This is a genomic window from Geomonas agri, from assembly GCF_020179605.1.
GTDB classification, from domain to species: Bacteria; Desulfobacterota; Desulfuromonadia; order Geobacterales; family Geobacteraceae; genus Geomonas; species Geomonas agri.
The window spans coordinates 718,915-733,927 of the sequence record NZ_JAINZO010000001.1 but is presented as its reverse complement, the minus strand read 5'-3'; the positions used below and the strand labels follow the sequence as shown (position 1 = coordinate 733,927).

Sequence of the window (15,013 nt, the reverse complement as noted above, 5' to 3'; positions counted from 1 at the left end):
AGGGTCAACCTGTTTGATGGCATCTTACGGAACACTGTGGCCGATTGCGCAATGACAAAGCGCCAGTATACTCCTTGAGTCTGAGATATTTCCCAATGACACTACAACGACCAAAGGAGATATGGGTATGGGATCTAAGGGACGTGAAATAGTCGGAATGGACGTCGAGGAACTGCTGAACCTGCTCAACCGTGCCTTCTGCGACGAATGGTTCGCCTATTACCAGTACTGGCTGGGCGCCAAACTGGTCAAAGGGCCCATGAAGGACGCGGTCGGTGCCGAGCTTTTGGTGCATGCCACCGAGGAACTGGCGCACGCCGACCTGGTGGCGCTACGCATCATCCAGTTGGGCGGCACCCCGGTCACCAAGCCGGAGGAGTGGTACAAGTTCACCAACTGCGGCTACGACGCGCCCGACGATCCCTTCGTAAAGACCATTCTTGAGCAGAACATCAAGGGAGAGCAGTGCGCCATCGGCGTGTACAAGAAGCTTTTGGACCTGACCCGCGAGAAGGACCCGGTCACCTACAACATGGTGCTCACCATCCTGCAGCAGGAGGTCGAGCACGAGGAGGACCTGCAGTCGCTCCTGGAGGATTACGAGTTGCTGGTGGGGGCGATGAAGGGATAGGCTCTCGACACGCTTTCAGTAACAAAAAACCCGTCATCGCTGGCGGGTTTTTTGTTGGCTCTTTGTTTTCTCAGGCTGAATCAGGCTGCGTTTGTGTGCTTTATGGTTTCCCACCCGATGCAGGCAAGCCAAATACTCCGAGGTATTGGTTTACTGCCGGTTCGGTAATGAGTGATCATCCTGCGTGTCATACCCAGCGCCTCCGCAGCGGTTGACAACGAAAGCTCGTTGCGTTTCATCCACTCATTGAACTCGTCGGGAGAGGGTTCACCTGCTTGTGCCTTGCAGCGATTATAAAGTTCGTCGGCTCCCAGTTCGATCTCATCTCCCCATGCAACGCTGTGCCCATACCAACCTACGCGAACCGTCGTAAAGAGCTTTGGATCTTTGATCGGCAACAAGAGAGCAAAACGCGTCATCCAGTCGCCGATATCAGCTTGCATGGTTTCACCGGTAGTCCAGCGAATTTCGAGACTGGCAGGTGCCGTTGCAGTCACTTCTTCAATACGTGGCGGTTTGTTCATCTGGTTATTTCCTCCCATTTAGCAAGCAGCAGAGCCTGATTCTCTGCGGCCCACTTCATCGCCTCGGCCATCTTCTTTGCCGGGGTGACAACTCCGACCAAAATTTCCAACGTCTCAATCGCAACAGAGCAACGGTCCCCGTCCATGAATTCCAAGTGGAAGTGAGGTGTACCGTGTTCGTTAGGGTAGATGGTCAACCTGCTTGTACTAAAGCGGATGATGGTTGGCATGGCATGAATAGTAGCGAAATGGTTTCACTACGTCAAGTTCACAGCCTGCACTCCTCTGCCGCCTCTGTCGGAATCGCTACTGCTTCTTTTATCCAGAATGGCAGAGTCTGCTGGTTCGTTGTCCTTGAACGCGAGTTGGTGTTGTGCAATGATTCCGGCAGGCTAGCAACGACTGAAACGGGAGGTGCCATGGGCGCGCCTATCACTATCACTATCGCGGTAGCAGGCTACGAAGGTGCGGAACTGCTGGACGTAACGGGCCCCATCGAGGTCTTCAACATGCTAAACCGCTGCCTTGGCGAATCGGAGCCGCAACGCCCGGGGTACCGGGTTGTGATCCTGGCCGAAAAGGCGGGTCCTTTCAGCACTGGCCCCGGTGTGCGCGTCGTGGCAGACCACGCTTGGCAGGACTTTCCTGAAAAGGCCGATACCATCCTGGTCCCGGGAAGCCCGGACGATGCGTTGGAGAGGGCCATGAAGGACGAGGGATTCATCTCCTGGCTGGCAACGGAGGGGCCGAGGGCGCGGCGCCTGGTATCGGTCTGCACGGGGGCGCTGATCCTTGCCGAGGCGGGACTGTTGAAAGGAAAGCGTGCGACCACCCACTGGATGGACCTGGAGCGGCTAAGGCGCGACTACCCGGAGGTGCGGGTGGAGAACGACGCCATCTACACGCGGGACGGTTCGGTGGCAACGTCCGCCGGGGTGACTGCCGGGATGGACTTGGCGCTGGCGCTAGTAGAAGAGGATTTCGGGAGGAAGACAGCACTCGCGGTGGCGCGGCGACTAGTGATGTTCCTGAAGCGCCCGGGTGGGCAGGCCCAGTTCAGCACACAGCTCCGGGCGCAGATGGTCGAGGGCGGGCAGATGGCGCCGCTCCTTGCCTGGCTCAGGGAGAACCCGTGCTGCAAGGTGACGGTAGAGGACTTGGCGCAGCGGGCGGCGATGAGCCCGCGTAATTTTGCCCGGGTGTTCCTGCGGGAGACCGGGAAGACGCCAGCGAGGTACCTGGACCAGCTGAGGCTGGAGCGGTCCGTCGCGCTGTTGGAGGAAACGACCCTCCCCCTGGAACGGGTGGCCCGTGACAGCGGCTTTACCAGCGCCGAACAGATGCGGCGCGCTTTCATCCGGGACATCGGTGTCACCCCCCTCGCCTACCGGACCCGGTTTTGAAGAGTTTAACTTCCCAGCAGCAAATCCCCTCTGTCTCCCCTTCGCAAAGGGGAGGACGCGAGGTCACGTACTGCGCTTCGTGGACAGCAGTTAGAGTGATAGTGGGATGCAGCAGTTGGAGTGATCCTGGAATACTTTGTTGGAAGTTGTGAGAGAAGTTCTGAGAGGAGGTTGTTATGCGTTACCTTCTGGCTGAAGGAGAGGTAATCACCCTGCAAGCGGACGACGCCATCGAGTCGCTGTCGCTGATCGCCGGGCGATCTGGCTTACCCGCTCGTCGGACACCCGCGACTACTGCCTGCAGGAGGGGGCCCGCCTGGCTGTGCTGCACGGTGAAACGTTGATCATCGAGGCGATCACCCCAGTAACCCTGACCGTCACCTGCCGCGAGCGCCGCGCGGGGCTGCACATCACCACGGCTTGGCCCCGCACTTCCCCCCGTACCGCCTAAACTACGCCGATTACCCCTTTACTGCCGGGGCGACCGGCCAGCTGATGATCACCACGCCTAGGATGCAGGTGGCGATGCCGACCAGGCGCAGCCAGTGCATCTCGCCGCCCAGGAACCACCAGGAGAGCAGCAGCACCAGCGCAGACTGGCACCCGATGATGGCCAGCGCGTATCCCGCGTTGGCGCTCGACGAAGTAGCAAGAAACATGGCCCAGTTGCCGAGCACGCTGCAGGCACCCGCGGCAAGGAGCAGCGGCACCGCGGACTTCCAGGCCGGCCACATCCCCCAGTCCCCTGCCGACCAGGCGGCGAAGCTCACCGTGAGTACCAGCGAGAGCACCAGCATGGAAAACTGGACCGATACGCCCCGTTTGACGGCGGCGGTCATGAACAGCACCATGAAAGCGAAGCTCACCAGCGCGGTGAGGGCCTGGGTTACGTAGTTCCACATGCCTGACCTCCTTATCCCTCTTTCAAAGCTGCTTTGCGGTCCAGCACCTGGCGGATGGTCCGCCCCAGGGTCCGCGACGTGTACGGCTTCATCAGGCAGGCGCGGATGCCGTACTCGGCATCCCTCTCGTCTACGGTTTCCTTGAAACCAGTGCAGAGAATGACGGGAATGTCGGGACGTAGCGTCGAGATCTCCTTAGCCAGCGACTTTCCCGACAGCCCCGGCATGGTGAGGTCGGTGATCACCAGGTCGAAGCGGGCGGGATCGGTGCGAAAAAGATCGAGTGCAGCGACGCTATTGCTGGCGGTAACCACGCTGTAGCCCAGGTTCTCCAGGATACCCTGCCCCAGCACGGTGAGCGACTCCTCGTCGTCCACGAACAGGACGCGCTCGGTTCCCTGCAGCAACTGCTCAGGAAGCTCCTCTTCGCGCTGGATCTCGAGCGAGACTGCCGGCAAGAATACCTCGAAGCAGGTCCCCGCCCCGGGTTCACTGTGCACCGCAATGAGGCCGCCGTGGTTCTTGACGATGCCCTGGACAACCGCCAAGCCGAGACCGGTCCCCTCCCCCGCCGGCTTGGTGGTGAAATACGGGTCGAAGATCCGCTCCAGCATGCGGCTTTCCATGCCGCGGCCGGTGTCGCGAACGCACAGATGCAGGTGATCCACGGGATCAAGGATGGGATGCGGGGCGAGCTGTGGTGAGCCGGCCGCGACCGACTGGAGGGAGACAGTTAGAGTGCCGCCGTCCGGCAGCATGGCGTGGGCCGCGTTGGTACCGAGATTCATCAGCACCTGGTGCAACTGGGTTGGGTCAGCGAGCACCTTGTCGGCGTCAGGAGGGACATCGATCTCCTTGACCATGGCTATAGAGGTGGGCAGCGACGAGCGCAGCAGGCGGAAGGCGTCATCGATGATGGCGGCGAGGTGCACCGGCTTTCGTTCCTGCTCGGAGTGTCTGCTGAAACTGAGGATCTGCCGCACCAGGTCCGCCGCCCGCTGGGCCGCGGTGAAGACCTGCTGCATCTCCGCGCGCCCCGTGCCACCTTCCGGCACCTTGTGCAGCACCATGTCAGTGAAGCCGAGGATCGAGGTGAGGATGTTGTTGAAGTCGTGGGCGATACCGGCGGCGAGGGTGCCGATGGCCTCCATCTTCTGCGCTTGGCGCAGGTCCTTCTCGGTCTTGCGCAATTCCGCCGTGCGCGCCTCGACCCGCATTTCCAGAAGGTCGTTCGCCTCCAGGACGGCGCGTGTCGCCACCTCGGCCCGCTCCTTGGCCGCCACCAGTTCCTCGGTCCGCTCCCTGACCAGCTCTTCCAGGTGGTCGCGGTACTTCATCAGTTCGGCCTCGGCAACCTTCTGCTCTGTGATGTCGGTGCCGCTGCCGATCCAGCGCACGATGCGCCCATCTTGGTCCTTCTGGGCGACCGCCCGTGACAACACCCAGCGGTACTGTCCATCGAAGCGCCGGTTGCGGTGCAAGCAACTGTAGGGCTCGCCGGTTTCCAGGGAGTGCTTCCATTTCTGCGCGGTGATTTCGACGTCGTCGGGATGGATGATACTGCGCCAGGGCTCGGGGTCGGGCTCACCGGGAACGAGACCGTTGAACTCGTACCAGCGCAGGTTCGCGAAGTCCTGAGCGCCATCGGCCGTGGCTGTCCAGACAATCTGGGGGATCGTATCGATAATGAAGCGACACAGTTCTTCGGTAGGGTTGAGAGAATCTGTCACTCGGCCCTCTGTTATAGACAATCTCTTACATCGGGGTTAGACGAGCGGCTATTTGCAATTGGGAAAATATACAGGGCTTTTATGACACTTCAAGCCTCTTTCAATTTTACTGAGAGGAGGCTTGAAGTTAAATGAAAGGAAGTGGAACGTGCGCAGACAAATAAAGCCCGCGCCTCACTTGAAGAGTGTGTGCTCCAAGAGAATCTTGAGGCCGATCAGGCAAAGCACCACCCCGCCGCAGACCTCGACGCGCTTGCCCCAGTTGTCCCCGAGGCGGCGCCCCAGGAGCATGCCGGCCACGGTCAGCACCGCCGCGACAATACCGATGATCACGGACGGGACCCACACGCTGACCCCGAGCATGGCCAGCGAGAGGCCGACTGCGAAGGCGTCGATGCTGGTGGCAACGGAGAGCATCACCATGGTAAGACCCTTGGTCGGGTCGGACGGGGAGCTGTCGTCATCCTCCTCGAAGGCCTCGACGATCATCCTGCCACCGACGTAGGCCAACAGGCCGAAGGCGATCCAATGGTCGTAGGCGGTGATCCATTTCTGGACCGTGAGGCCGAGCAGCCATCCCGCGATGGGCATGAGCGCCTGGAACAGGCCGAAATGAAAACCGAGGCGAAACAGGTGCCGGCCGGTAACCGGGTTCAATACCGCGCCGGTTGCCAGGGCGACGGCGAAGGCATCCATGGCCAGGGCCAGGGCGATGCCGAAGATGCTAATCCAATCCATTAAGACTCCAACTTTTTTTGCAGTTGCTTATAGATCCGCTAGTCACGCCCCCTTCCTCTGGAAAGAAGCGGAACATCCCTCTCCCCCTAGGAGAGGGTCGGGGTGAGGGCAGCGCAACGAAGGGACAGTGGCGCTAGTGGCAGCGCCCTCACCCGGCCTGACGGCCACCCTCTCCCGGAGGGCGAGGGGACAGGACGACAGCTGATCGGGCGGCTGCCAGCTGCGACTTCAGTAGCCGTAATCGAGGCTCTGGATGCGGGAGACGCGGCCGTCCTGCAGCTCCAGCTGGTACTGGAACTCGTTGGGGCCGAAGTTGAAAATCCAGTTGTCGACGATGATGTTGGTGATGCTCCTGGTCGGGCTGGACTGCTGGTCCTTCTGCACCACCTTCTTCGAACTTTGCGTGGTCGTGGCAGGCTGGCCGCACTTGGCGAGCACCTCTCCCGCGGAATCCCCGACCGACACGATGCCACCTTTGCACCTCACGGTCTCGTCGGCATAGGCGGGGGCGGACAGCATCACGACGGCCGAGACGGCGACGATGAGGTTAACGGCTTTTTTCATGCTCTATCCTCCTAGTTACCCTGTTGGCAAAACAGGTAGGAATATAAGGCACAAGCGACGTTTTGCAAAGCGCTATTTACACAGCGCGCCTGGGGATAAGATGGACGGAGGTGGCCTTGAAGGAGGCGTGGATCTCCTTCCCTTCATACAAGGCCAGTTCAGTGAAGGACTCACGGGTGACGTAGGCGGTGAGCAAGAAACCGCAATCTAGCCGCAGCTTCAGGAACGGCCCCATGGCGGCGATCTCGACGATGCGCCCTTCGTAGTGATTCCTGGCACTGCTTTTGTGCTCGGGATGACCGACTGTGACGGTGACGTTCTCGGGGCGGATACAGCAATAGACCTGAGCGCCGGACACCTCGTCCCCCACCGTGTCGATCTCCCGGCCCGCCACCCGAACCGCGAGCTGCTGCTGCCGGTTGCTGAGCACCTCCCCTTCCAGGATGGTTTCCATTCCTACGAAATTGGCGACGAACTCGTTCACCGGGTGGTTCATCACCGCCGCCGGGGTTCCCTGCTGCACGATGTGACCCGCGTTCATCACCACGATGCGCTGCGACATCCGGAGCGCTTCGGACTGGTCGTGGGTGACCAGGATGGCGGCGATGCCCCGGTCTCGGATGATGCGGTCCATGTCCTCGGTGAGCGCCTGCCTGGTGGGTGGGTCGAGGTTGGCGAAGGGTTCGTCGAAGAAGATCACCTCGGGCTCCACCGCGAAGGCACGCGCAAGGCTCACCCGCCGGGCCTCGCCGCCGGAGAGCTTGCGCGCCGAGCGCTGCGCCATGTGGGCCAGGTTGAATCGATCGAGGTAGGTGGCGACGCGGCTCTTGATCTCTGCGCGCCCAAGCCCCCTGAGTTTCAGGCCGCTGGCCACGTTGTCGAAGACGGTGCTGTCGAAAAGGAGCGGCTCCTGCAACACCATGGCGGTGCGGCGGCGCAGATCGAGCCATTGCGCCTCGGAAACGATGGCACCGCCCTGATAGGTAACGGTGCCGGTCTGGCGCTTCATGAGCCCCAAAAGGGACAGGAGCAGGGTCGACTTGCCAGCGCCATTGGGGCCGATCAGCGAGACGAACTCGTTAGGGCACAAAGAAAAAGAGGGTATGTCGAGCACGGTCACGCCGCCTCGATCAACCCTCAGCTGTTTCAGGTCGAGCAGGTTTTGTTGCTGCGTCATCTGGGTCTTTCCCGCTGCTGGATGTAGGTGAGGATGTAGTTGACGGCGAAGCAGAATAGCAGAAGTATCACCGACAGGGCAATGGCCATGTCGAAGTTGCCGCGGCCGGTCTCCATCACCGTAGCGGTGGTGAGCACGCGGGTGTAGCCTCTCACGTTGCCACCGACCATGATGGAGGCGCCCACTTCCGAGATGACCCCGCCGAAGCCGGCCATCACGCCGGCCATGAGCGGCAGCCGTGCCTCCTTGATCAGCATCCAGACCATCTGCACCCGGGTGGCACCCAGGGCGAGGATCTGCAGCCTCAGGTTGGCCGGAAGGTTCTGCATGGCGCCGATGGTGACCCCCATGACGATGGGGGTCGCAATCACGGTCTGCGCGATGATGATGGCGGTCGGCGTGTAGAGGAGCTCAAGGTACCCCAGCGGGCCGTTTCTCCAGAGCATGATGGACACGAAGAGGCCCACCACCACCGGCGGCAGTCCCATCCCCGTATTCACCACGCTCACCAGGATCTTCTTACCGGGGAAGCTGGTGAGTGCCACCAGCGTACCCACGGAAAGACCGAGCACCAGCGAAAAGAGCGTGGCGAGCCCGGAGACCTTGAGCGACAGCCAGGCGATGCCCAGCACCTCGCGATCAAGCGACGCGAGGAGCTGGAACGCCTTTGTCAAACCTTCGAGAATTACATCCATTCAGCTTCCTCCGTGAATGGGGCGATCAGGGGGTGCTCAGCCACGAAGCGCAGCATGTGACCTGACGTCCCCCCTTTGCGAAAGGGGGGACAGGGGGATTTGCTTTTACAGACCGAGCAACTTCGGATCCTTGCCTGCGTCAGGGAAGAACAGCGGCGAGCCGAATTCCTTCTTGCCGAAGGTGGAGATGATTTCCTGGGTCTTCTTGGAGACCATGAAGTCGGCGAAAGCCCTGGCGCCGGCATTGTTCACCTTGGGCCACTTGGCCGGGTTCACCTCGATAACGTGGTAGATGTTGAGGAGCTTCGGCTCGCCCTGGACCATGACCTCAAGGCCCAGGTGCGCCTTCTTGTTGAGCGCCAGGTAGGTGCCACGGTCAGCCAGCAGGTACCCCTTCTTCTCTGCGGCAACGTTCAGGGTCTCGCCCATGCCCAGGCCGGTCTGCTGGAACCATTTCTGACCCTCCGGGTTGATGGCGGCAGCCTTGAAAAGTCCCTTTTCCTTGGCGTGGGTGCCCGAGTTGTCACCACGGGAGAGCCACAGCGCGTTGGCCTTGGCGATGGCCTTGAGCGCATCGGCAGCGGTCTTGGTGCCGCGGATCTTCGCCGGGTCGTTAGCCGGTCCCAGCACGATGAAGTCGTTGTGCATGACCAGTTTGCGGTCTACACCGAAGCCGTCGGCCATGAACTTCTTCTCGGCGTCCGGGGAGTGCACCAGCAGCACGTCGGCTTCCCCCTTCTCCCCCATCTTCATGGCCTGACCGGAGCCGACCGAGATGGTCTTCACGAAGTAGCCGGTCTGCTTCTCGAAGATCGGGATCAGTACGTCCAGAAGACCGGAGTCCTGGGTGGAGGTGGTGGTGGCGAGGATCAGGTTCTTCTGCTGGGCGGCCCAGCTGGTGGAGACCGAGGCTACTGCAGAAAACAGGAACAGGGCAACGAACAGCGGCAACATTCTGAAAATTCGGGTCATCGTCTAACTCCTTTTATGATGTTTATCCTGTTACGGTGTCGACCGTTATGGTGCTTCAGCTACAGCGGGTAGCCTAAAAAAGGGGAACGGCGCACCGCCCCCTTGTCATTCCGGATCATCCGGGATTGGATGTGGCCCCCTCCCTTATTTCAACTAACCCCAAGGATTACGCTGGATGCCTTGAACAGGGTGCAGGCGTGGGCGCCGACCTTAAGGTCGAGGCTCGTGCCGCTTTCGTGGGTGATGACGGCACTGATGGTGTTGCCGCCACCCACCTCGACGTCGACCTCGGTGGACACAGGCCCTTCCACGATCTTGACCACGGTGCCACACATGACGTTGCGGGCGCTGATCTTGGCGTCGTGCAGGTCGGTGCCTACCATGACCGAGCTGGCCTTGATGATGGCGTAGGCGGAGCCCCCTTCCTTAAGGGCGAGATTCTCAACGGCACCGTTGGTGATCACGGCGACCAGCGGCGCGCCGCCGGTGAGCGCCAGGGTCACCTCTGCGTTCACCACACCCTTGGTTATCTTGGTGATGGTCCCGGACAACACGTTACGGGCACTTACTTTCATGGATATCCTCCGCAAAAGTTGGTACAGGCTGGCGCTGTCGCCCAGCCGTCCCTCAAGGTTCTCCAGGAACCTGCGATGCTCCTCCTGGAGTACGCCGTACTGCTTGACCACTTCCTTACCGTAGGCGGTGAGGGTCGTCCCCCCGCCTCCCCTGCCGCCGGTCACCCGTTCCACCAGCGGCTTTTCCGCGAGGTTGTTGATCATGTTGACCAGGTCCCAGGCGTTCTTGTAGCTGATACCGACGGCCTTGGCCGCCTTGGTAATGGAGCCCAACTCGTCGATCTTCTGTAGCAGCGCGATCCGGTCCAGTCCCAGGAACTTCTGCTCATCCTTGTGAAACCAGAGAGCCCCTTCGAGCTCTATGCCGTGTTTTGCGCTACGACTCAATGCACACCTCGTGTAAGAGCAAAGACTGTGAGGAGGTTTCTTGCACAGGCATCTGCCCGTATCTCACTGAGTATACGATCATTTCTTTGAGAGTAAAGAGGCACTTGCCCTGTTCCTCTCATTGTGGGCTACACGTTATATCATAAACGTTATAGCGTAGACACAAAAAGTAGGTTTGATTGTGTATACCTTCTTTCAAGCGTGAAAACAGGCGGTTGGCATAAGGAGCACGACTGATCCAGGGAAGACGCCGACTCACTCACCGGCGTTGGTGGCTGACAGGTATTCCGAACGGTTCCAGGTAGTCATGCAGGAAGGATGCTCCAGGTCGGGGTGACAGAGATAGATCTCGTCCCCGGGGTGCCCGGCAATCTTGAGCCCCGCCGAGCGGAGCATGGCCTCGACGCCGGCGTGGTTGGCGATCCACCAGTTGGTCGGGTCCCCGGCGAAGCGCTCTTCGATGAATGCCATCTTGGGCCACCCCGCGTCGTGCAGGGCGTCGCGCTCGTTGATCCAGAAGTCGTGCTGTCCGGCGACAGCGCGGCCGGGCATGGTGATGGTCTGGAACAGCATCATCCCTGCAGTCTTCTGCGCCACGATGTCGAGCGCCAGCAGCGGGTAGCGCAGGTGGTAGAACACCCCCATGAAAAGTACCAGGTCGAACTTTCCCTTGACCCGCGCCAGGTCATAAACCTGCATCTGCCGAAACTCCACCAGGCTTTGCAAACCGTACTGCGCCGCAGCCCAGTTGGCCTGGTCCAGGTAATGGTTGTCGCAGTCTATACCAAGCACCCGGGCACCGCGGCGCGCCAGTTCGAATGAGTAAAAGCCCGCGTTGCAGCCGATGTCGAGGGCACTCCACCCGGTCAGGTCCTCGGGGATGCAGCCCGATATCTCACGCCACTTGAAGCTGGGGAAGTCCCCCAGGAAGTGGTCCGGGGCTGTCTCCGTCCCGTCGGGCAGGTGCAGGTTGTGGAACCAGGGGGACAGTTCCTTGATGTCGTCTTCCAGCGTTCTCGCCTTGGCGTGCGTCATCCGTTCTTTCTCCTTACAGCGTGGTCAGGTATTCCTCGAGCTCCTCGGCGCGGCAAGAGGCGGAGTGGGACTGCATTACACGGGCGCGGGCACGCTCGCCGATGGCGCGGCGCGCCTCGTCGGGGAAACGCTGCAGGATGCGCAGCATCTCCTGGCTCCCGGAGGCGAGCAGGATCTCCTTGCCCGGCACAAAGAACTGCTCCAGTCCAGGCCAGTGATCGCTCACGATGGGGACGGCGCAGGCGGCGGCCTCGAAGAGGCGCACACTGGGGGAGTAACCGGCGAGCTGCATCTGCTTCCTGGTCAGGTTCAGGGTAAAGCGCTGGGAACTGTAAAATTCGCTGTGGCACTCCGGCGGCAAATGCTCGATCCGGTGCGTGTTCTTGGACCACTTGAGCTCTGAGGGGTACTGGGCGCCAGCGACCACGAAGCGCCCCTTTTCCCAGGACGCGGCCGGCTGGCACAGCAGCTGAACCAGGCCGGGCTGGCGGTCACGGCTGTAGGTCCCCAGGTAGCCCAGATCCCAGCGCGGTGTGATCTGCATCGGGTAGTGCACCATGGGATCGACCGAGCAGTACAGGGGGCGAGCCGCCCTTGAGCCGTAGCGGCGCTCGATGTGGTCCAGGGTCGGTCCGCCGGTGAAGGAAAGGTAGAGGTCGTAGCAGGGTATCAGATCCTCGCTCAGGTACTGGCACTCGCCCCGGTCCAGCGCAGCCAGCGTCACGGGTGTGTCGATGTCGTAGAAGGCCTTGATCCCCCTGGCGTGTTTGCTGACCCACTTGCCCACCTCGATGCCCTGGTAGACGTAAGAGCCAACGATGACACAGTCGGCGTCGCAGATCTCGGGACCGTATTCCGCAAAGAGCTCGTCCAGCGACTTGTAGATCAGCGTGTTGCAGAAGGGGGGCTCGGGGAGGTCGCGGTGGGCCTCGTACCAGATGGCGTCGCGCTCCAGGAACAGGATTTCGTGCCCCCGCCGGTCCATTTCGCGCAGCAGCCCGCGGTAGGTGGTGGCGTGGCCGTTGCCCCAGGACGAGGTGATGGACAGGCCGAAGACGACGATTTTCATGGTGCCCCCCCGATGTAGGCTTGCGGCACCGGGCCGGCGGCAAAGATCTCCTGGAACTGTTTTGCGCGGTGCGCGTAGGTGTGGTGTGCCCGCACCCGCGCCAGCGCCCGCACCCCCATGGCCGCCGCAACAGACGGAGTGAGTCGCTCCAGGATCTGCGCCACCTCGTCCCCGTTGCGTGCGACACAGATCTCCCGCTCCGGCTCGAAAAAGTATTCGATCCCCTCCCAGTGGTCGGTGATCATGCAGGCGCCGGCGCCGGCCGCCTCGAAAACGCGGGTGGCCGGGGAGAAGCCATTGCGCGCCATCCCGTCGCGGCTAACGTTGAGAACGGCCATGGCGCTGCAGTTGAAAGCGTTGTGATCGCCGGTCCCCAGGTGCCCAAGATAGCGGACGTTGCCCGAGCGCGCCTTGTCGTTCCAGCCGCTGCCAGCCAGCAGGAAGCTCCGGTTGGGTAGCTTGTTCGCGACGGCGAGGAAGAACTCGTCGACCCGGCGCTCGCGGTCCGGCAGGCGGTTGCCCAGGAACGAGAGGTCCGCCTTGAGCCGCGCCTCGGGCGGGACCGGGTAGTGGGTGTCAGGGTCAAGCGCGTTGTAGATGGGGATGCAGTTGCGGGCGCCGAAGCCGCGGTAGGCGCGCACGATGGGGTCGCCGCCGCCGTAGGTGAGCACCAGGTCGTACTGCGGGATCAGGGGGCGGAACGGGTCGCGCACGTCGCTGCCGATCCGCTCCAGCGTGGCCGGCGCGTCGACATCCCAGAAGATGACTTGGGTCCCGGGCCGCTTCAGGCGCAGCACCTCGAGTTCCAGCAGCTCGTCGAAGACCCCGACCCCGCTCGCCTTGATGACCAGGTCGGAGCCCCTGGCCGCTTCCAGGGAGCGCAGCACCCCCTCTTCGGTGGCCGGGTAGACCACCACGGTGGCCCACTCGGGGTCCTCGATGTCCCGGTGCGCCTGCCGGTCGTAGGCGTCTGGTTCGTAGAAGGTGATGCGGTGTCCCAGGCGTGAGAGCGCCCGGACCATGCCGCGGTAGTAGGTGGCGGCGCCGTTCCAGTAGGCGGAGACCAGGCTCGAGGCGAAGAAGGCGATGGAGAGAGGGGCAGCCATGGGGTTCCTTTCTTAAAAGAGAGATTTGAAGCGCGATCTTATCGCTGCGATTTTCAGCAGGAAACCTATCTGCTGCCGAGTTGCAGCGGAAAGCCTATCTGCTGCTACGAAGCGCAGCACTAGCCCCCGCGTCCTCCCCTTTGCGAAGGGGAGACAGAGGGGATTTGCCTTGGGAACCTTTTGTCCGGAGGAGAGGCTGCTGGGTGCGGTAAAAGCAAATCCCCCCTGTCCCCCCTTTCACAAGGGGGGTAACTCTGGTTCACGTGCATCCTGAAGTTACCAGCACCCGAAGTTACCAGGACATACCCACTACTGCTTTATGCCGAGCTCGCTGCAGATGGCCAGCAGCTCCTCCATGCGGTGGCGGCAGGTGTGCCGGGCTAGGATGGTCTCCCTGCCGTGCTCGGCAAGGCTCCTGGCCAGCACAGGGTCGTGCAGCAGGCTCTGCATCTGCCACTCCATCTCCTTCCGGTCCCGGGCGTAGAGGAGGTCGACGCCGCCGGTAAAAAGCCGGTCGCTGTCGACCCAGGGCGCCGAGACCAGCGGGATGCCGCACGCCAACGCCTCGAAGGGACGGATGGTGGGGATGCCGGGCAGGGCCTCCACGTAAGGGCGGCGCGGGATGTGAACCGTGAGCCGGAACCGACTGAACACCCGGGGCACCTCGAAGTTCGGGAGCCAGCCACCGTAGCCGATGCCCGCCTCGGCCAAAAGCTGTAGCGCCTGCTTCGGGTAGCGCACGCCGTACACCACCCCTTTCAGATGCAGCCGGCGCACCGGCTCAATGAAGAACTCCCGGATCTCCTGGCTGCGCTCGTCGTCGCCCCAGTTGCCGATCCAGACCACGTCTCCCACCTTGTCAGGCGACTGCATCGGCCGGAACACCCGCACGTCCGCCGCCTCGTGCCACAGCCAGGCCCGCTCGGCCCAGCCACGGGCCAGGTAGATCTCCCGAATCCTTGCACCGTAGGCCAGCACGCCGTCAAAGCCGGAAAGGTCGTAGGCTGCCATGGACTCTTCGTCGGTGACGCTTCTGTGGTGGGTATCGTGGAACAGCAGCCGGTAGCTGCCGCCGCTTTTGCGATGCCCCCCCAGGCGCCGGACCAGCTCGTGGTCGCTCCACTCGTGCACGATGACGAGATCCGCGCCGAACAGGGCCCGGTCCAGGTCCAGTTCATCGAGCAGGTAGCGGGTACCGGTGAGGCCGGGATAGGCGCGCTCGAAGCCGCGCACGGCCGCATCGCCGCTGTCGCGCAGCATGTTGCTGTAGCTCCAGCCATTCTCCGGCTCATAGACCGTCACCTCGTGCCCAAGCTGCCCCAGTTCGGTGACGATGCCGCGCAGGAAATGGGCGTTGCCATGGTTCCAGTCCGAAAGGATGGAGTGGTAAAACATCACGATGCGCATCGGTCAGCGTGCCCTCCAAGTTGATTTCCCCCCTCTCGACCTCCCGACCTCCCCCCTCCGGGGGGAGGAGGATACCGGCACGGGCTTCCCATTATCCC

16 protein-coding genes and 1 pseudogene are annotated in these 15,013 nt (G+C 61.9%); 3 read left to right on the top strand and 14 right to left on the bottom strand.

The window, feature by feature from the left end:
• Window positions 1-127 precede the first annotated feature (127 nt).
• Window positions 128-631: a ferritin-like domain-containing protein gene (locus tag K7R21_RS03255; RefSeq protein WP_224981863.1), complete on the top strand. Its 504-nt coding sequence runs from the start codon at window positions 128-130 to the stop codon at window positions 629-631.
• An 80-nt stretch (window positions 632-711) separates the two neighbouring features.
• Here the strand turns inward: K7R21_RS03255 and K7R21_RS03250 are convergent, their stop codons facing one another.
• Together K7R21_RS03250 and K7R21_RS20910 are read right to left on the bottom strand one after the other, a co-directional pair.
• On the bottom strand, window positions 712-1,155 hold the full coding sequence (locus tag K7R21_RS03250; RefSeq protein WP_224981862.1) for a DUF2442 domain-containing protein: 444 nt from the start codon (window positions 1,153-1,155) through the stop codon (window positions 712-714).
• Entirely contained in the window at window positions 1,152-1,385 is a 234-nt protein-coding gene (locus tag K7R21_RS20910) for a DUF4160 domain-containing protein (protein WP_224981861.1), read from the bottom strand. The genes K7R21_RS03250 and K7R21_RS20910 overlap by 4 nt, the downstream gene beginning before the upstream one ends.
• 189 nt (window positions 1,386-1,574) lie before the next feature.
• Between K7R21_RS20910 and K7R21_RS03240 the strand changes: the two genes are divergently transcribed.
• Window positions 1,575-2,558 carry a GlxA family transcriptional regulator gene (locus tag K7R21_RS03240; RefSeq protein ID WP_224981860.1) on the top strand — a complete coding sequence of 328 codons (984 nt, stop codon included), beginning with the start codon at window positions 1,575-1,577 and terminating at the stop codon, window positions 2,556-2,558.
• 259 nt (window positions 2,559-2,817) lie between these two features.
• A complete protein-coding gene (locus K7R21_RS20905; protein ID WP_224983398.1) occupies window positions 2,818-3,009 on the top strand; it encodes a DUF2917 domain-containing protein in 192 nt (63 codons plus the stop codon).
• 10 nt (window positions 3,010-3,019) lie between these two features.
• Here the strand turns inward: K7R21_RS20905 and K7R21_RS03230 are convergent, their stop codons facing one another.
• From K7R21_RS03230 to K7R21_RS03175, 12 genes and pseudogenes are all read right to left on the bottom strand, one after another.
• Window positions 3,020-3,460, bottom strand: coding sequence for an EamA family transporter (locus tag K7R21_RS03230; RefSeq protein WP_224981859.1), 441 nt, complete (start codon window positions 3,458-3,460; stop codon window positions 3,020-3,022).
• Window positions 3,461-3,471: 11 nt separating this feature from the next.
• The gene (locus K7R21_RS03225) at window positions 3,472-5,190 is read right to left on the bottom strand and encodes a PAS domain-containing hybrid sensor histidine kinase/response regulator (RefSeq protein ID WP_224981858.1); all 1,719 of its coding nucleotides are present in this window, start codon (window positions 5,188-5,190) and stop codon (window positions 3,472-3,474) included.
• Between the two features lie 174 nt (window positions 5,191-5,364).
• Entirely contained in the window at window positions 5,365-5,928 is a 564-nt protein-coding gene (locus tag K7R21_RS03220) for a manganese efflux pump MntP (protein ID WP_224981857.1), read from the bottom strand.
• A gap of 228 nt (window positions 5,929-6,156) precedes the next feature.
• Window positions 6,157-6,492, bottom strand: a complete 336-nt coding sequence (locus K7R21_RS03215) for a DUF2845 domain-containing protein (protein WP_224981856.1) — start codon at window positions 6,490-6,492, stop codon at window positions 6,157-6,159.
• A gap of 76 nt (window positions 6,493-6,568) precedes the next feature.
• Window positions 6,569-7,669, bottom strand: coding sequence for an ABC transporter ATP-binding protein (locus K7R21_RS03210; protein WP_224981855.1), 1,101 nt, complete (start codon window positions 7,667-7,669; stop codon window positions 6,569-6,571).
• Window positions 7,666-8,364, bottom strand: a complete 699-nt coding sequence (locus K7R21_RS03205) for an ABC transporter permease (protein WP_224981854.1) — start codon at window positions 8,362-8,364, stop codon at window positions 7,666-7,668. The genes K7R21_RS03210 and K7R21_RS03205 overlap by 4 nt, the downstream gene beginning before the upstream one ends.
• A gap of 105 nt (window positions 8,365-8,469) precedes the next feature.
• Window positions 8,470-9,336 (bottom strand): substrate-binding domain-containing protein, encoded by an 867-nt coding sequence (locus K7R21_RS03200; protein WP_224981853.1) that lies wholly within the window; start codon window positions 9,334-9,336, stop codon window positions 8,470-8,472.
• A 149-nt stretch (window positions 9,337-9,485) separates the two neighbouring features.
• Entirely contained in the window at window positions 9,486-10,298 is an 813-nt protein-coding gene (locus K7R21_RS03195) for a TOBE domain-containing protein (protein ID WP_224981852.1), read from the bottom strand.
• A 255-nt stretch (window positions 10,299-10,553) separates the two neighbouring features.
• Window positions 10,554-11,336: pseudogene (locus K7R21_RS03190) on the bottom strand (TIGR04290 family methyltransferase); the annotation flags it as partial.
• Window positions 11,337-11,346: 10 nt separating this feature from the next.
• The gene (locus K7R21_RS03185; protein WP_224981850.1) at window positions 11,347-12,402 is read right to left on the bottom strand and encodes a CgeB family protein; all 1,056 of its coding nucleotides are present in this window, start codon (window positions 12,400-12,402) and stop codon (window positions 11,347-11,349) included.
• Window positions 12,399-13,508: a CgeB family protein gene (locus K7R21_RS03180; RefSeq protein WP_224981849.1), complete on the bottom strand. Its 1,110-nt coding sequence runs from the start codon at window positions 13,506-13,508 to the stop codon at window positions 12,399-12,401. The genes K7R21_RS03185 and K7R21_RS03180 overlap by 4 nt, the downstream gene beginning before the upstream one ends.
• A 309-nt stretch (window positions 13,509-13,817) precedes the next feature.
• Entirely contained in the window at window positions 13,818-14,915 is a 1,098-nt protein-coding gene (locus K7R21_RS03175; RefSeq protein WP_224981848.1) for a CgeB family protein, read from the bottom strand.
• Window positions 14,916-15,013 lie beyond the last annotated feature (98 nt).

Excerpts from the sequence above, each read along its gene's own strand:
- K7R21_RS03210 (WP_224981855.1), bottom strand. The coding sequence starts at position 7,669 with ATGACGCAGCAACAAAACCTGCTCGACCTGAAACAGCTGAGGGTTGAT.
- K7R21_RS20910 (WP_224981861.1), bottom strand. The coding sequence starts at position 1,385 with ATGCCAACCATCATCCGCTTTAGTACAAGCAGGTTGACCATCTACCCT.
- K7R21_RS03220 (WP_224981857.1), bottom strand. The coding sequence starts at position 5,928 with ATGGATTGGATTAGCATCTTCGGCATCGCCCTGGCCCTGGCCATGGAT.
- K7R21_RS03175 (WP_224981848.1), bottom strand. The coding sequence starts at position 14,915 with ATGCGCATCGTGATGTTTTACCACTCCATCCTTTCGGACTGGAACCAT.
- K7R21_RS03205 (WP_224981854.1), bottom strand. The coding sequence starts at position 8,364 with ATGGATGTAATTCTCGAAGGTTTGACAAAGGCGTTCCAGCTCCTCGCG.
- K7R21_RS03230 (WP_224981859.1), bottom strand. The coding sequence starts at position 3,460 with ATGTGGAACTACGTAACCCAGGCCCTCACCGCGCTGGTGAGCTTCGCT.
- K7R21_RS03255 (WP_224981863.1), top strand. The coding sequence starts at position 128 with ATGGGATCTAAGGGACGTGAAATAGTCGGAATGGACGTCGAGGAACTG.
- K7R21_RS03240 (WP_224981860.1), top strand. The coding sequence starts at position 1,575 with ATGGGCGCGCCTATCACTATCACTATCGCGGTAGCAGGCTACGAAGGT.
- K7R21_RS03180 (WP_224981849.1), bottom strand. The coding sequence starts at position 13,508 with ATGGCTGCCCCTCTCTCCATCGCCTTCTTCGCCTCGAGCCTGGTCTCC.
- K7R21_RS03200 (WP_224981853.1), bottom strand. The coding sequence starts at position 9,336 with ATGACCCGAATTTTCAGAATGTTGCCGCTGTTCGTTGCCCTGTTCCTG.
- K7R21_RS03215 (WP_224981856.1), bottom strand. The coding sequence starts at position 6,492 with ATGAAAAAAGCCGTTAACCTCATCGTCGCCGTCTCGGCCGTCGTGATG.
- K7R21_RS03185 (WP_224981850.1), bottom strand. The coding sequence starts at position 12,402 with ATGAAAATCGTCGTCTTCGGCCTGTCCATCACCTCGTCCTGGGGCAAC.
- K7R21_RS03250 (WP_224981862.1), bottom strand. The coding sequence starts at position 1,155 with ATGAACAAACCGCCACGTATTGAAGAAGTGACTGCAACGGCACCTGCC.